The following is a 15,567-nucleotide window of genomic DNA, read 5'->3' as shown; positions in this document are numbered from 1 at the left end:
ACCGCGGCCACAGCAACCGGGTCCTCATCATCCCCCGGCCACGACCGGGGAACCCCGCCCGCACGTGCTCCGGCGCGTGCCCACACCGAACGAGGAGGAGACCGTCGTGTACGCCGAGGAGCGCCAGCAGGCCATGGCGCAGCTGGTCGCCGAACGCGGTCGGCTGTCCGTCGCGGCCCTTGCCGAGGCCTACGACGTGACCACGGAGACCGTCCGCCGCGACCTGTCCGCGCTCGAGCGCATGGGCCTGGTCCGACGGGTCCACGGGGGCGCCGTCCCGGCGACCTCGCTGGCGGTGATCGAGGCCGCGCTCTCGGAGCGCGACAACGCCAGCACCGACGAGAAGGACCGGATCGCCGCGGCGGCCGTGGACCTCCTGCCGCCCCCGGGCGGCACCGTCCTCGTCGACGCCGGCTCGACCACGGCCCGGATCGTCCAGCACATCCCCCGCGACCTGCCGATCTCCGTGTTCACGCACTCGGTCTCCGTCGCCTCGCGCCTCGCGAGCCACCCCTCGGTGGAGCTCCACCTCCTCCCGGGGCGCGTCCGCGGCACGACGCAGGCGGCCGTCGGCCCCGACACCGTGAGCTCCCTGGAGCGGCTGCGCGTCGACGTCGCCTTCATCGGCACCAACGGCCTCACCGTCGACCACGGTCTCTCCACCCCCGACCCGGAGGAGGCTGCGGCGAAGCGTGCGCTGGTCGCCGCGGCCCGCCGGGTCGTCGTCCTGGCCGACGCCAGCAAGCTCGGCGTCGAGGCCACCGTCCGGTTCGCGTCCCTCGAGGACGTGGACACCCTCGTCACCGACCAGGCAGCATCGGAGTCGTTCCTCGCGACCCTGGCGGAGACCGGCCTCGAGGTGGTGCGCGCATGATCGTGACCCTGACCCCCAACCCCAGCACCGACCGGACCGTGGTCCTGGCCGGCGAGCTCGAGCGCGGCGCCGTCCTGCGCCTGACCGGCTCCTCGTCCCAGGCCGGCGGCAAGGGCGTGAACATCTCCCGGGCCTGTGTGAGCGCCCAGGTGCCGACGGTCGCGGTGTTCCCGGCCCCGGCCGAGGACGCGTTCGTCACCGAGCTCCTGGCGGCCGGCATCGACGCCCGCCCGGTGCCCGGCCCGAGCCCGCGCGTGAACATCACCGTCACGGAGCCGGACGGGACCACCACCAAGCTCAACAGCCCCGGCTCGGCGTCCACCCCGGCGCTGCTCGAGGCGCTCGCCGCCCGGCTGGAGGAGGTCGCCGACCCCGCCGGCTGGGTGGTGCTGGCCGGTTCCCTGCCGCCGGGCACGCCCGCCGAGTGGTACGTCGGGCTCGTCGCCCGGCTGCACGCCGCCGGGCTGCGCGTCGCGGTCGACACCTCCGACGCGCCGCTCGTGGCGCTCGTCGAGGGGCTGGGCGCGACGACGGCCCCGGACCTGATGAAGCCCAACGGCGACGAGCTCGCCCAGTTCACCGGCGGCGACGCCGAGGAGCTCGAGGCCGACCCGGAGGCCGCCGCCAAGGCGGCCCGCACCCTGCTGGACGGCGGCGTGCACGCCGTCCTCGCGACGCTCGGCGGGAACGGCGCGGTGCTCGTCACCGGCGACGGCGCCTGGCACGCCTCTCCCCCGCCCACGACTGTCGTCTCGACGGTCGGTGCGGGAGACTCCAGCCTGTTCGGCTACCTGCTGGGCGACCTCCGCGGTCTCGACCCGGCCCACCGACTCGCGCTCGCCGTGGCCTACGGCAGCGCGGCAGCCGGCCTGCCCGGCACCACCATCCCGCGGCCGGACCAGGTCCATCCGGACCTGGTCGCCGTCCGCGAGCTGTCCCCCACCCAGGAGGGTGAAAATGTCTGACCTGATCACCCCGGCCCTGGTACGGCTCGACGCCGACCTGGGCTCGGACAAGACCGAAGTGATCCGGGCCCTGGCCCGCATCGTCGGTGAGGCCGGACGCGCGGTCGACGTGGACCAGCTGGCGGAGGACGCGCTGGCCCGGGAGTCGACCTCGCCGACGGGTCTCAACGGCGGGATCGCGATCCCCCACTGCCGGACCACCGGCGTCTCCGAGCCCACGCTCGCCTTCGCCCGCCTCTCCCCCACGGTGGAGTTCGGTGCCAAGGACGGCGCGGCCCAGCTCGTCTTCCTGATCAGCGCGCCGGACGGTGGCGAGGCCACCCACCTGCAGCTGCTCACCAAGCTCGCGCGCGCCCTGGTCCGCCCGGAGTTCACCGCCGCCCTGCGCGACGCCGCGACCCCCGAGGCCGCTGCCGCCGCGATCATGGACGTCGTCTCGCCCGCCCCGGCCGGTGGCGCTCCCGCCGCGGCCGCTGCTGCCGCCCCGGCCGCCCCGCGCAGCCTGGTCGCCGTGACGGCCTGCCCGACGGGCATCGCCCACACCTACATGGCGGCCGAGGCCCTCGAGGCGGCCGCCAAGAAGGCCGGCGTCCCGCTCGTGGTCGAGACCCAGGGCTCCGCCGGCACCACGCCGCTGGACCCGCAGGTCATCGAGCAGGCCTCCGCCGTCATCTTCGCCGTGGACGTCGGGGTGCGCGACCGCGCCCGCTTCGCCGGCAAGCCGGTCGTCTCCGCGGGCGTCAAGCGCGCGATCGACGACGCGGACGGCATGGTGGCCGAGGCGCTGCGCAACGCCGCCGACCCGCACGCCCCGCGCGTCGAGGGCTCCGTGGCGACCGGCTCGAGCTCGGCCGGCACCGACAACGAGACCTGGGGCCAGCGCACCCGCCGCGTCCTCATGACCGGCGTGTCCTACATGATCCCGTTCGTCTCCGCGGGCGGTCTCCTCATCGCGCTGGGCTTCCTGCTCGGCGGCTACGACATCACCAACGCCTACGGCACGATCATGGTGGACAACACCATCTTCAACCTGCCGGACCCGGCGTCCCTGGGCCTGACCCACGTCCTCTTCGACTCCGGCCTCATGGCCTACCTGGGCGCGATCTTCTTCGTCCTGGGCAAGACGGCGTTCGTCTTCTTCATCCCGGCCCTCGGCGGCTACATCGCCTACGCGATCGCCGACCGCCCGGGCATCGCCCCCGGCTTCGTCGCCGGCGGCCTGGCCATCAACGTCTTCGGCGTCGCCAACGCCGACGGCGTCTCGGCCCCGGCCTCGGGCTACCTCGGCGCCATCGTCGGCGGCGTGCTCGCCGGTGTGCTCGCCCTGTGGCTGGCCAACCTGCGCACCCCGAACTGGCTGCGCGGCCTCATGCCGGTCCTCATCATCCCGCTGGTCACCAGCCTGGTCATCGGCTTCGTGATGGTCGCGGTCGTGAACCGTCCGCTCGGCTGGGTCATGGACCGTCTCACCGACGGCCTCAACTCCATGGGCACCGGCTCCGCCGTGATCCTCGGCGTCGTGGTCGGCCTCATGATGGCCTTCGACATGGGCGGCCCGCTCAACAAGGTGGCCTACTCCGTCGCCGTCGCCGGCATCGGCTCCGCCGCCACCCTGGCCTCCGACGCCCCCGAGCTGCGCCTCATGGCCGCCGTCATGATCGCCGGCATGGTCCCGCCGCTGGGCCTCGCGCTCGCCACCGTCGTCCGCAAGAGCCTCTTCACCGTGGCCGAGCGCGAGAACGGCAAGGCGGCCTGGCTGCTGGGCGCCTCCTTCATCACCGAGGGTGCCATCCCGTTCGCCGCGGCCGACCCGCTGCGCGTCATCCCCTCGATCATGCTGGGCTCCGCGGTCGCGGGTGGCCTGTCCGAGGCTCTCGGCGTCGGCGTCCGTGCCCCGCACGGCGGCATCTTCGTCCTCTTCGCGGTGACGAACGTGTTCGGCTACATCCTCGCCATCGTCGTCGGCGCGATCGTGGCGGCCGCCGCGGTCATCGCGCTGAAGACCCTCTGGAAGCGGCCCGAGCCCGTCGCCTGAGCGACCCGCTCCCCGGTGGGGCGCCGACCCGGCGCCCCACCACCGCTCCACGGCCGGGCTCGCACAGCCGGCCGCACCGCACCTGCACCAGACCCGTTCAAGGAGATACCCATGGCCAGCACCACCGTCACCGTCGGCTCCCGCGTCGGCCTCCACGCCCGCCCCGCCGGCCTCATCGCCGAGGCCGCCGGCGAGCTCGACTCCGAGGTCCTCATCGGCGTGCCGGGCGACGAGCCCGTCGACGCCAGCTCCGCTCTCCTGATCATGACGCTCGGCGCCTCGTGCGGCGACACCGTCGAGGTCTCCGGCGAGAACGAGGCCGACGTGGCCGCCATCGCCGCGATGGTCGCCAAGGACCTCGACGCCTGAACCACCCCGTGGGCCGTCCCGGCCCACCGCGGTGCCGCCCCGACCGGCCCCCGCAGCAGCACCCCTGAGCCACGCCGGCTCCCGAGGCGATCCCCCGGGAGTCGGCGTGCTGCGTCTCAGGCGAGGCCGGGCTCCGTGGGCGTCACGTCCGTGGACGACGCCGCGTCGCGGTCCGGCGCGGTGCCCCGCGCCCGCAGGGCCAGGTAGACCGCGCGCATGCCCACGGCACGCTCCAGCTCGCGCACCACGAGGCCCAGCAGCTGGCTGCGGTAGCTCTCGTCGGTCACCGTGGAGACCGCGAGGTAGAGGAACGAGAAGGCACCCAGGAAGAGGGACACCTTCACGAGCGGGACGCTGAGGTTGCTCAGCAGGGGGACCGCCGCGACGTCCGACTGGGTCCAGGCCGCCTGGACCGACGGGTCCATCGTGATCGCCCCGAAGAGGACGAAGAAGACGAAGACGAGCCCGGCCAGCAGCAGCAGCTGCCCCGCCTGGAGCACCACGAGGAACAGCACCAGGTTGGCCCGCTCGAAGCCGCTGACCTGGGCGTGCGCGACCGGGTCGCGCGGGCTGCCCGGCTCCCGCTCGGCGAGGAGCTCCGCGCACGGCTCGGCCAGGGGCGTCCCGGTGCAGGCCCGGGAGAGGAAGCGCTCGTCCACGGCGTCGTCCAGGCGGTCGACCTCCTCCGGGAGTCGGACCGCGAGGAAGCCCACTGCCAGGACGACGAAGAGCACCACCGTCAGCCACAGCGCACCCCCGGACAGGGCCGCCGAGAGCTGCCAGACCTCCGCGTTGATGAACAGGAACGTCACGAAGACGAGGAGCAGCGGGAGCGCGCGGGTCAGCTGCGGCAGCAGGTGCCGCACGTTGCCGACCGTCCGCCGTCCGGCCCAGCGCACGACCGGACCGGCGTGGAGCACGGTGAGCGTGTACCAGAGCGCCCCGGCGCCGACCCCGGCCACCAGCACCGCCGGGGCGGTGCTCGCCTGGTCGGTCAGGGACGCGAGGCCGACACCGACGACGGCCGAGACCAGGACGGCCACGACGAGCCGCAGCAGCACCGTGCGGCGCTGCAGCCCGGCCCGGACCTGGGCCCGCCGCTCCGGGACGAAGTAGGGCAGCCCGTGGGCCTCGAACCACCGGTCCGCGGCCGCCAGCGGTCCCTTGAGCGCCGGGTCGGTCCACGCGGGCTGCTCCGGGGCAGCGCCGGAGGTGCGGCGGCGGGCACCCGCGGCGGCGGCCGAGGTCGCCGCGGAGGCCGCCGCCGCGGCACGGCCCACGCCCTGCCCCACCCGCTCCTGGGAGTGCTTGAGGCCGGCGCGGACCGACTGCCACGCCGGGCCCACCGAGCCCGCCACCGAGCCGGCCACTGCGGCCGCGCCGGCGGCGGCACCGGCTGCGGCACCGGCTGCAGCGCCGGTGCCGGGCTCCGCGGCCCGGCGCCCGGAGGCTCCGGTGGGGCTCCCGGCCCGGGGCAGGTCCGGGACCGCCGGGGGGCCGCTCGGGGCGTCGGGCTGTGCGGGCGCCGGCTCGGGCGGCACCGCGCGCGGCGCGGCGCCCAGCGAGCTGACCGCGCCCGTCGTGGGCAGGGGCTCGGTGCGTCCCGCGTCGGGCATCGCGGCGGTGGTCGCCGCGGGGTCGCTGCGCGGATCAGTCAGCGGATCACTCAGGGGATCACTCAGCGGATCGCTCAGCGGATCACTCAGGGGCTCGGCCTGCGCTGCCGGCAGCGGGTCGGTGAGCGGGTCCGGGGTGGTGACGGTCTCCGTCGGCTCCTCGACGGCGACCGGCTCGTCGGAGCCGACCGGTTCGGCCGGGGTGACCGGCAGCTGGGCGGTCGGCGCCTCCTCGGCGGGCCGGTCGTCGGCCGTGTCGCTCGCCTCCTCCGGCTCGGGAGCCCGGTCGGGCAGGGGCCCGTCGAGGAGCTCGTCGAGGGAGGACAGGCCGCCGCGGTCGGGTCGGTCGTCGTGGGAAGGAGAGGGAGTCACCCCTCCTGCGTACCCAGGATCTGCCTCGTCCGAACCACGTCGTCACGCATCTGCTCGATCAGGGACTCGACCGTCGTGAACGCCACCATCCCCCGCAGGCGCTCCACGAAGCCCACCTCGACCTCGAGGCCGTACAGGTCCAGGTCGGTCCGGTCCAGGACGTAGGACTCCACACGTCGCTCGCGCACCCCGGCGAAGGTGGGGTTCGTCCCGACCGAGATCGCGACGGGCCAGGGCGCCCGGTCGCCGTCCAGGGCCCTCATCCAGCCCGCGTAGACCCCGTCCGGCGGCACCGCGATGGTGGCCGGCACGGGCACGTTCGCCGTGGGGAACCCGAGCTCGCGACCGCGCTGGTCGCCGCGCACCACGACGCCGCGGACGCCGTGCGGGCGGCCGAGGGCCTCCGCCGCGCCCGCCACGTCCCCCGCGGCCAGGCAGGTGCGCACGTACGTGGACGACCACACCTGCGGGCCGCCGTCCAGCGCGATGCCCTCGGCGGTGAACCGCGCGTCCGCCTCCAGCCCGGCCCCGTAGGCGGCGAGCAGGGCGACGTCGCCGGCGGCCCGCCTGCCGAAGCGGAAGTTGGCCCCCACCACGACCGCGGCCGCGCGCAGGGCGTCGACGAGGACCCGCTGCACGAACTCCTCGGGCGACCAGGACGCGGTGTCGCGGGTGAACGGCAGGGCCACCACGTCGTCGGCCCCGGCGGCCTCGAGGAGCTCGGCGCGCTGGGCGAGGTCCGTGAGGGCCACCGGCGTGTGCTCGGGCCTGAGGACGGCCATGGGGTGCGGGTCGAAGGTCAGGGCCACCAGGCGCAGGCCCCGTTCGTCCGCCACCCGCCGGGCACGCGCCAGCACCTGGCGGTGGCCCAGGTGGACCCCGTCGAAGTTGCCGATGACGACGGCGGTGCGCCCCAGGTCGGCGGGCAGGTCGTCAGGGGATCGCCACAGCGTCACGCCCGCCACCCTACTGCCCGTGCAGGTGGGGGCAGGTGTCGGCGGGTGTCGCCAGGGCGCCGGGGGCTCAGCCGGCGCGACGGACCTTCGCGCCCACGGCCTCGGCGACCTCCGGGGTGATGGTCGTGATCCCGTGGGCCGCGGCCGCGTGCGCGGCGACCTCACCGAGCAGCGCGTCCTCGGTCTCCTCGCTGAAGGTGGCGGGGCAGCCGGGCATGACGTCTCCGCAGGCGAGCTCGAACTTCATGGTGTCTCCTCGGTGGGGGTCGAGTGGGGTCCAGATGTCGGTCAGCTGTCGGTCCGCGCGCGGTGCCGCTGGGCGGCCGCGTCGTCCGTCCCTGCGACCGTAGGCCGCGCGGCGGGCAGGCGCACCCAGAACACGGCTCTTTCGTCGTCCTGCTCCAGACCCAGCGTGCCCCCGTGGACGACGGTGAGGGCGCGCGCGAGGTAGAGACCGACCGTGAGACCGGCCTCGCCGTGCCCGGTGCTGAACGGCTCGAAGAGGGATCGCGCGGTGTCGGGGTCGATGGGGTCGCCCGTGCGCACGACGCGCAGCTCGACCCAGCCCGCGGGCGTGCCCGACTCCAGGTGCACCCGGTCCGGGATCGGCTGGGTGGTGGCGGCCGCGGACCAGAGGTCACGCAGGACGCGCATCACCAGGACCGGGTCGCCGTGGACCCGGGGCCAGGGCCCCTCGCCGCCGACGTCGTCGGGGCGGGTCACGCAGGTGGCCAGGTGACCCACGGAGACCTCGCGCGGGTCGAGGTCCAGCCTGCCCAGCATCGCTGCGGTGAGGAGCTCGACCTCCGCCACCCGGTCGGCCAGCGCGTCGAGGGCCAGCTGGAGCCGTTCGACCGCACGCACCCGCGTCCCCGGGTCGACAGAGAGGTCGCCGAGCAGCCCGACCCACGCCTGCGCGACGGCCAGCGGCGAGCGCAGCCCGTGGGTGAAGACGGTGAGGAACCGGTCCCGCTGACGGGCGGCCTCGCCCTGCGGCCGGTTGGTGACCTGGGCGGTGCCGGCCTCGACGAACGCGGTGACCCACCGGTCGAGGAGCGCCCGCTCCACCCCGTACCGCTCGGCGACGTGCAGGCGAGGCTCACCCGCGAGGACCTCGAGGACGGCCTGGACGCGCGCGTCGACACCCACCGGCACCCCGGTGGGGACGGGCACTCCGCTCGCCGACATGGGACCTCCCTCTCCAGCCCCCGTCGCAATGTAGACAACGCGGGGCCCGTGTGGGGACACCTCGACGGAGGTCGCGCCGAGAAGCCCGGTCGGGTGGCCCGATCGGGCCACGGGCACCCGCCCGGACGCTCGATGCCGGCGCGGGCGGTGACGTGCCTGCTGGGCTCAGACGAACACGGCAGCGGCCCGGGCCGTCCCGGGCTCCCCCGAGGGCTCGTACAGCGCGAGGAACTGCCCGTCCGGGGCGAACACGGCCGTGAGGCCGCCCAGCTCCAGGGGCAGGCGCCGGCCCACACGCACCGAGGCCGCGGAGTCCTCGTCCAGGTCCCGCCCGGGGAAAGCGGCGCGGGCAGCCTCCGCGATGGGCAGGACGACGGCCGACGGGCCGCCCTCCTCGGCCGCTGCCGTGAGCTCCTCCAGCGTGCGTGCGCTCGCGAGGTCGTAGGGGCCGACCGCCGTGCGCCGCAGGGCGGTGAGGTGCCCGCCCACCCCGAGGGCACGGCCGGCGTCGCGGGCGATGGCCCGCACGTAGGTCCCCGACGAGCAGCGCAGCGCCACGTCGACGTCCAGCACCTCGGTGCCGTCCTCGGCCCGGGTGCGCACGGCGGGGCCGGTCGTGAGCTCGTGCACCGTCACCGGACGAGCCTTCAGCTCGACGTCCTCACCGTCGCGGACCCGCTGGTAGGCGCGCTTGCCGTCGACCTTGATGGCGGACACCGCAGTGGGCACCTGGAGCAGCTCGCCCTGCTGGGCCTCCAGGGCGGCCCGCGCCGCCGCCTCGTCGAGGCCGCCCGCGCCGGCCGCGTCGGTGACCTCGCCCTCGGCGTCGTCGGTCGTGGTGGCCACGCCGAGCCGCACGGTGGCCGTGTAGCCCTTCTCGGTCAGCATGAGGTGGCCGAGCAGGCGGGTGGCGCGGTCGACGCCGAGCACGAGCACCCCGGTCGCCATCGGGTCGAGCGTCCCGGCGTGCCCGACCTTGCGGGTGCCGACCAGTCGGCGCACCCGCGAGACGACCGCGTGGGAGGTGAGGCCTGCGGGCTTGTCGACCACGACGAGCCCGGGGACGGGCACGGGACGCCCGCCCGCGGCGGTGTGCGTCTCGGCCACGTCAGTCCTCGTCGTCCGACTCGTCCTCGTCGTCCCAGTCGTCGTCGTCCTCGTCGTCGAGGTCGTCGTCGAGGTCGTCGCCGTCCAGGTCCTCGTCCTCGAGGACCCGGGGCTTCTTGTACGGGTCCGACTCCCCCGCGTAGGTGTCGCCACGCAGGGCGGCGACCTCCTCGTCCTGCTGCTTGGCGCGCGCGAGGACCTCGTCGAGCTGGCGGGCGGTCTCGGGCAGCGCGTCGGCGACGAACGTCAGCGTCGGGACGTGACGGGTGCCGAGCTGCTTGCCGACCTCGGAGCGGATGAGGCCCTTCGCGGACTCCAGGGCCTGGGCGCTCGAGGCCATCTGGGCCTGCTGGTCCTCGGCGCTGCCGAGGACGGTGTAGAAGATCGTGGCCTGCTGGCTGTCACCGGAGACGCGGACGTCGGTCACGGTGACGAAGCCCAGGCGGGGGTCCTTGATGCGACGCTCCAGCATCTCGGCCACCACGACCTGGATGCGGTCGGCGATCCGGCGGACGCGGGGGTTGCTCATGGGTTCTTCCTCTCAGGGCGGTGACGCCGCATCGTCTCAGGGAGCGGTGCGGACGCGCCGGCGGCCCGACCCGTGGGGGCCGGGCCGCCGGACGCGGGGTGGTGCGTGGTTCAGCTGCGCGGGATCTCGCGCATCTCGAAGGCCTCGACGACGTCGCCTTCCTTGATGTCGCCGAAGTTCTTCAGGACGAGACCGCACTCGAAGCCCTCGCGGACCTCGGACGCGTCGTCCTTCTCGCGCCGCAGCGACGCCAGGTCGGTCGACTCGACCACGACGGCACCGTCGCGGATGAGGCGGACCTTGGCGTTGCGTCGGATGACACCGCTGGTGACCATGCAGCCGGCGATGTTGCCGATCTTGGAGCTGCGGAAGATCGCGCGGATCTCGGCCTGGCCGAGCGCGACCTCCTCGTACTCCGGCTTGAGCATGCCCTTGAGGGCCGCCTCGATCTCCTCGATCGCCTGGTAGATGACCGAGTAGTAGCGGATCTCCACGCCCTCCTTGTCGGCCATCTCCGTCACCTTGCCCTGCGGGCGGACGTTGAAGCCGATGATGATGGCGTCGGAGGCGCTCGCCAGGTCGACGTTGGTCTCGGTGATCGCGCCGACACCGCGGTCGATGACCCGGATGCCGACCTCGTCGCCGACGTCGATCTTGGCGAGGGCGTCCTCGAGGGCCTCGACCGAACCGGACACGTCGCCCTTGAGGATGAGGTTGAGCTCCTGGCTCTCGCCCTTCTCCATGGAGGCCATGAAGTCCTCGAGGGTGCGACGGACGCGACGCTTGGCCTGCATGGCCGCACGCTCGCGCGCCTCGCGCTTCTCGGCGATCTGGCGGGCCATGCGGTCGTCCTCGACCACGATGAAGTTCTGGCCGGCGCCGGGGACCGCGTTGAGGCCGAGCACCATCGCGGGGCGCGACGGGTCCGCTTCCTCGATGTTCTCGCCGTACTCGTCGAGCATGGCGCGGACGCGGCCGTGGGCCGGACCGGCGACGATCGAGTCGCCGACCCGCAGGGTGCCGCGCTGGACGAGGACGGTGGCCGTCGGACCACGACCGCGGTCGAGGTGCGCCTCGACCACGAGGCCCTGGGCGTCCTGCGTCGGGTTGGCGCGCAGGTCGAGCGAGGCGTCGGCCGTGAGGACGACGGCCTCGAGCAGCCCGTCGAGGTTCAGCTGGGACTTCGCGGAGACGTCGACGAACATCGTGTCGCCGCCGTACTCCTCGGGCACCAGGCCGTACTCGGTGAGCTGACCGCGGACCTTGGTCGGGTCCGCCTCGGGCTTGTCGATCTTGTTGACCGCGACCACGATCGGGACACCGGCGGCCTTGGCGTGGTTGAGCGCCTCGACCGTCTGCGGCATGACGCCGTCGTCCGCCGCGACCACGAGGATCGCGATGTCGGTCGCCTGGGCACCACGGGCACGCATGGCGGTGAACGCCTCGTGACCCGGGGTGTCGATGAAGGTGATGCGACGCTCGGAGCCGTCGACCTCGGTCGTGACCTGGTAGGCACCGATGTGCTGCGTGATGCCACCGGCCTCCTTGGCGACGACGTTGGCGTTGCGCAGCGCGTCGAGGAGCTTGGTCTTTCCGTGGTCGACGTGACCCATGACGGTGACGACCGGCGGGCGGACCACCAGGTCGTCCTCGTCGCCCTCGTCCTCGCCGAACTCGAGGTCGAACGACTCGAGCAGCTCGCGGTCCTCGTCCTCGGGGGAGACGACCTGGACGTTGTAGTTGAGCTCCTCACCGAGCAGCTCGAGGGTCTCGTCGTTGACGGACTCGGTCGCGGTGACCATCTCGCCCAGGCTGAAGAGCATCTGGACGAGCTGGGCGGCGTCGACGTTGATCTTCTCCGCGAAGTCGGTCAGCGAGGCGCCGCGGGCGAGACGCACGGTCTCCCCGTTGCCCTTGCGGACGCGCACGCCGCCGATCGTCGGGGCCTCCATGGCCTCGAACTCCTGACGACGCGCCCGCTTCGACTTGCGACCACGACGCGACGGACCACCGGGACGACCGAACGCACCCTGGGTCTGACCGCGACCGCCGGGACGGTTGCCACCGCCGCCGGGACGACCGGCGAAGCCACCGCGGGCCGGAGCACCGGCACCCGCGCCGGCACCGGCGCCGGGACGACCCGGGGCACCGCCGCGACCCGGGGCACCGCCGCGACCCGGGGCACCGCCACGGCCGGGGGCCGGACGGGCGCCGGGGCCGGAGCCGAAGGCAGCCGGGGACTTGGGCATCATCGCCGGGTTCGGGCGCGGCATGCCCGGGGCACCGCCCGGACGGGGCGCGGAGCCGTCACGACCGGCCGGCGGCCGCGGGGGACGCTGCTGGTCGCCGGCACCGGCGGAGCCGCCCGGGCGCGGGGCGGGCCGCTGGCCCATCCCCTGGCTCGAGGCGAAGGGGTTGTTGCCGGGGCGCGGAGCACCCGGGCGACCGACCGGACGCGGGGCCGGCTTGCCGGCACCGCCGGCGCTGCCGCCACCGCGCTGGGCGGGGGTGGACGGAGCCGGACGCGGGCCCGGACGGGGGCCACCGGGGCGCGGGGCGTCGCCGCCACGCGCGGCCGGGGCCTGGCCAGCCGAAGAACCGCTCTGAGCGGAACCGCCCTGGGCACCACCCGCGGGGCGGGGCGAGGCGGGGCGGGGACCCGCGCTGCGCGGGGCCGGGGACGCCGCGGGAGCGGCGGACGCGGCCGGGGCGGCGGGGGTCTCGGCAGCGGCCGGGGCGGGAGCCTCGGCAGCGGGCGCGCTGGTCTCAGCGGCGGGCGCGCTGGTCTCAGCGGCCGCGGGACGCGGAGCGGGCTTCGGCGCGGCCGGGGCCGGCGTCGAGGCAGCCGGCTTGGGGCCGGGCTTGGGCGCCGCCGGGCGGGCGGCGGGGGCGGACGAGGCCGCCGGGGCGGAACCGCCCTTCAGCTTGTCGCCGAACTCCTTGCGGAAGCGCATCTCGGCGGGGAGCTCGACGGTCGAGCTCGCCGACTTGACGAACTCACCCATCTCCTTGAACTTCTCGAGAACGAACTTGCTCTCGACTCCGAACTCCTTGGCGAGCTCGTGAACTCGGGTCTTGGCCACGTTTCTCCTCCTGGCCTCGAGCCCGGGTTCTCCGGAGGTTCTGCTCGAGACCGTCAGTGGGTGTGCAAACTCATCGTGAGGTACTCATCGAGTGCTCATGAGCTGCTGCTCCAGTTCCTGGTCGTGCGACCGGCCTGGTCGGCCGTGTCGGTGTCGGTCGGGACACGCTCGAGGTACTCCCCCACCGCACCCGCGCTCAGCGCTCCCCCGGCTGCGTGTCGCAGCGCTCGGGGGAAGGCCTTGCGGCGGACGGCGAGCTCGTAGCACGCGGTCGTGGGGTGCAGGTGCGCCCCTCGGCCGGCTGCGGAGCCGCGGGGGTCGGGGACCACGGCCGGCATGCCGGCGTCGTCCTTGCCCACCACGGTGCGCAGCAAGTCGCGTCTCGGTGCCCGCGCCCGGCAGCCAATGCAGGTCCTGACCGGGCCGTCGGTGGACGGGCCGGCCGGATCAGCAGGGACGACTGAGCGGGACACCGTCGATCACCTTACCCCTTGCCCCCACGAGGAAACGAACCGGTGAGGTCCTCGCCACGGTGGGGAGCGGCGCGGGACGGCGGGTGCCCCACAAGCACGACACGCCCGACGTCGGGGGCGTCGGGCGTGCGATGCCGCCGCGCGCCCCCGGGGGACCGGTCCGGGGGCTGCGCGACGGGGCTGGTGAGCGCCTCGCGCGCGACGTGCGCGAGGCGGTCGGGTCAGTTGATGGGCGAGGAGCCGAGCGTCACGGTGGCGCTGTGCTGCTTGCCGTTGGCGTCGGTCCACACGACCTTCACCGAGTCGCCCGGGTCGAGGGAGTCCATGACCTTGGCCAGGGCGTCGTAGCTGCCGACCTTGGTGCCGTCGACCTTGGTGATCGTGGACCCGGCGGTGATGCCGGCCTTGGAGGCCGCGGTGTCGTCCTCGACCTCGGCGACGTAGGCGCCACCGGAGACGCTGGAGTCGATCGAGACGCCGAGGTAGGCCGACGCGCCGATCTGCACCGACCCGGACTCCTGGCCCGACTCGATGACGCTCACGACGGACAGGGCGTCGGCGATCGGGATGTAGTAGGAGTCGGCCTCGGTGTCGCTGCTGCTGGCGGCGGTCGTCATGCCCACGACCTCGCCGTCGGAGTCGAGCATGGCGCCGCCGGAGTAGCCCCCGACCACCGCGACGTCGGTCTCGGTGAGCCCGGTGAGGTCCTCGGCCGAGATGCCGTACTCGCTGGAGGTGGTGATCTCCTGGTCGGTGGCGGTGACCGTGCCCTCGCTGGCCGAGAGGTAGCCCTGGCCCTCGGCGTTGCCGACCGCGGTGACGTCGTCGCCGACGGACGCCTCGTCGGTGGAGTCGATGTCGGCCACGGTGAGGCCCGAGGCGTCCTTCAGCTGAAGGAGCGCCACGTCGGCCTCGGCGTCGTGGCCCACGACGGTCGCGGTGTAGGTGTCGCCGGTGCTGGCGATCTCGACCTTGATCGAGGTCGAGTCCTCGACCACGTGGTAGTTCGTGAGGATGAGACCGTCCGAGGAGAGGACCATGCCGGTGCCGGCCGCCTCACCGTCGGTGAGGGTGGTCTCGATGATGACGAGGCCCTGGGACTGGGCGTCGGTCGCGTCGTTGGCGGTGGCCTCGGCCTCCACCGACGAGCTCGACCCGCTGCTGCCGTTGCTGTCCGAGCTCGACCCGTCCGAGCCCGGCATCTCGCCGTACCCGAACTGGGAGCCGTCGCTGCTGGAGCCGTCTCCGTAGCCGTACTCGCTGGAGCCGTCCGAGGTCGAGCCGTCCGAGGTCGAGCCGTCGGTGCTCGAGCCGCTGTCGGTGCTGGAGTCGCCCGGCGTGGCGCTGGAGGCGGCGGCCGTCGTGTCGCTGTTGTCCGAGACGACGCGACCGGCGGCGAAGCCGAGGCCGGCCGCGACCACGCCCGCGACGGCGAGGGCCGCGATGGCCTGGCGTGCGCGGCGCTTGCGGGGGCGCGGCTGAGGTGCGACGGCGACCGGGGCGCCCCAGACGTTGCTGGTGGCCATGTCGATGTGGGGGGCGCCGGCCGGCTGCTGCGCGCCCTGCGGGGCCTGCGCGAAGGGAGCCTGGCCGTACTGGCCGTAGGGCGCCTGCCCGTACGGCGCCTGCCCGTACGGCGCCTGGCCGTACTGGCCGGCCTGCCCGTAAGGAGCCTGGCCGTAGGGAGCCTGGCCGTACGGCGCCTGGCCGTACGGCTCCTGGCCGTAGGGGGCCTGCCCGTACTGGCCGGCCTGGCCGTACGGGTTCTGCTGGGGGTGGCCGGCCGCCGAGGCGTCCTGGCCCGGGGTGGCGGAGCCCTGCGACTCGCCGGTGGTGTGGTCCCCGCCCGCGTCGCCGCTCGGCGTGGTGTTCCGCTCGTTGTCCATGGCCCCAAGGAAACGCGAGGCGTCTGCGCTTCTGCTGCGTGGTGCCTAGGAGAATCCTGTGTTCCTCGCGGACGGCGTTCCTCGCCGCCCGGGAGGGAGAGGCCGAGCCACGGC

13 protein-coding genes are annotated in these 15,567 nt (G+C 74.4%); 4 read left to right on the top strand and 9 right to left on the bottom strand.

The annotated features are described in order from the left end of the window. Window positions 1-76: 76 nt before the first annotated feature. The 4 genes from E8D37_RS13740 (at window position 77) to E8D37_RS13725 (ending at window position 4,243) form a co-directional block, all read left to right on the top strand. The gene (locus E8D37_RS13740) at window positions 77-874 is read left to right on the top strand and encodes a DeoR/GlpR family DNA-binding transcription regulator (RefSeq protein ID WP_240770421.1); all 798 of its coding nucleotides are present in this window, start codon (window positions 77-79) and stop codon (window positions 872-874) included. Further along, window positions 871-1,839 (top strand): 1-phosphofructokinase family hexose kinase, encoded by a 969-nt coding sequence (locus E8D37_RS13735; protein WP_136570332.1) that lies wholly within the window; start codon window positions 871-873, stop codon window positions 1,837-1,839. Before E8D37_RS13740 ends, E8D37_RS13735 begins: the two co-directional genes overlap by 4 nt. Continuing rightward, the gene (locus E8D37_RS13730; protein WP_136570331.1) at window positions 1,832-3,874 is read left to right on the top strand and encodes a fructose-specific PTS transporter subunit EIIC; all 2,043 of its coding nucleotides are present in this window, start codon (window positions 1,832-1,834) and stop codon (window positions 3,872-3,874) included. Before E8D37_RS13735 ends, E8D37_RS13730 begins: the two co-directional genes overlap by 8 nt. A 111-nt stretch (window positions 3,875-3,985) precedes the next feature. Continuing rightward, the gene (locus E8D37_RS13725; protein ID WP_136570330.1) at window positions 3,986-4,243 is read left to right on the top strand and encodes an HPr family phosphocarrier protein; all 258 of its coding nucleotides are present in this window, start codon (window positions 3,986-3,988) and stop codon (window positions 4,241-4,243) included. A gap of 116 nt (window positions 4,244-4,359) precedes the next feature. Here the strand turns inward: E8D37_RS13725 and E8D37_RS20125 are convergent, their stop codons facing one another. From E8D37_RS20125 to E8D37_RS20580, 9 genes are all read right to left on the bottom strand, one after another. After that, entirely contained in the window at window positions 4,360-6,231 is a 1,872-nt protein-coding gene (locus E8D37_RS20125) for a hypothetical protein (RefSeq protein WP_206055748.1), read from the bottom strand. After that, window positions 6,228-7,187, bottom strand: a complete 960-nt coding sequence (locus tag E8D37_RS13710) for a bifunctional riboflavin kinase/FAD synthetase (RefSeq protein ID WP_136570329.1) — start codon at window positions 7,185-7,187, stop codon at window positions 6,228-6,230. Before E8D37_RS13710 ends, E8D37_RS20125 begins: the two co-directional genes overlap by 4 nt. A gap of 67 nt (window positions 7,188-7,254) precedes the next feature. After that, the gene (locus E8D37_RS13705) at window positions 7,255-7,434 is read right to left on the bottom strand and encodes a DUF1059 domain-containing protein (RefSeq protein WP_136570328.1); all 180 of its coding nucleotides are present in this window, start codon (window positions 7,432-7,434) and stop codon (window positions 7,255-7,257) included. A gap of 41 nt (window positions 7,435-7,475) precedes the next feature. Further along, on the bottom strand, window positions 7,476-8,375 hold the full coding sequence (locus tag E8D37_RS13700) for a HAMP domain-containing sensor histidine kinase (protein ID WP_136570327.1): 900 nt from the start codon (window positions 8,373-8,375) through the stop codon (window positions 7,476-7,478). Window positions 8,376-8,540: 165 nt separating this feature from the next. Continuing rightward, the gene (gene truB / locus E8D37_RS13695) at window positions 8,541-9,446 is read right to left on the bottom strand and encodes a tRNA pseudouridine(55) synthase TruB (protein WP_136570542.1); all 906 of its coding nucleotides are present in this window, start codon (window positions 9,444-9,446) and stop codon (window positions 8,541-8,543) included. A 37-nt stretch (window positions 9,447-9,483) separates the two neighbouring features. Next, window positions 9,484-10,011, bottom strand: coding sequence for a 30S ribosome-binding factor RbfA (rbfA, locus tag E8D37_RS13690; protein WP_136570326.1), 528 nt, complete (start codon window positions 10,009-10,011; stop codon window positions 9,484-9,486). Between the two features lie 110 nt (window positions 10,012-10,121). Further along, window positions 10,122-13,094, bottom strand: coding sequence for a translation initiation factor IF-2 (gene infB / locus E8D37_RS13685; protein ID WP_136570325.1), 2,973 nt, complete (start codon window positions 13,092-13,094; stop codon window positions 10,122-10,124). A 95-nt stretch (window positions 13,095-13,189) separates the two neighbouring features. After that, the gene (locus E8D37_RS13680; RefSeq protein WP_136570324.1) at window positions 13,190-13,567 is read right to left on the bottom strand and encodes a YlxR family protein; all 378 of its coding nucleotides are present in this window, start codon (window positions 13,565-13,567) and stop codon (window positions 13,190-13,192) included. A gap of 221 nt (window positions 13,568-13,788) precedes the next feature. Beyond that, window positions 13,789-15,453, bottom strand: coding sequence for a trypsin-like peptidase domain-containing protein (locus tag E8D37_RS20580; protein ID WP_136570323.1), 1,665 nt, complete (start codon window positions 15,451-15,453; stop codon window positions 13,789-13,791). Between the last annotated feature and the right edge of the window lie 114 nt (window positions 15,454-15,567).

Source organism: Nocardioides sp. GY 10127 (genome assembly GCF_004919085.1).
Lineage (GTDB): Bacteria > Actinomycetota > Actinomycetes > Propionibacteriales > Nocardioidaceae > Nocardioides.
This window is presented reverse-complemented; position numbering and strand designations above follow the sequence as displayed.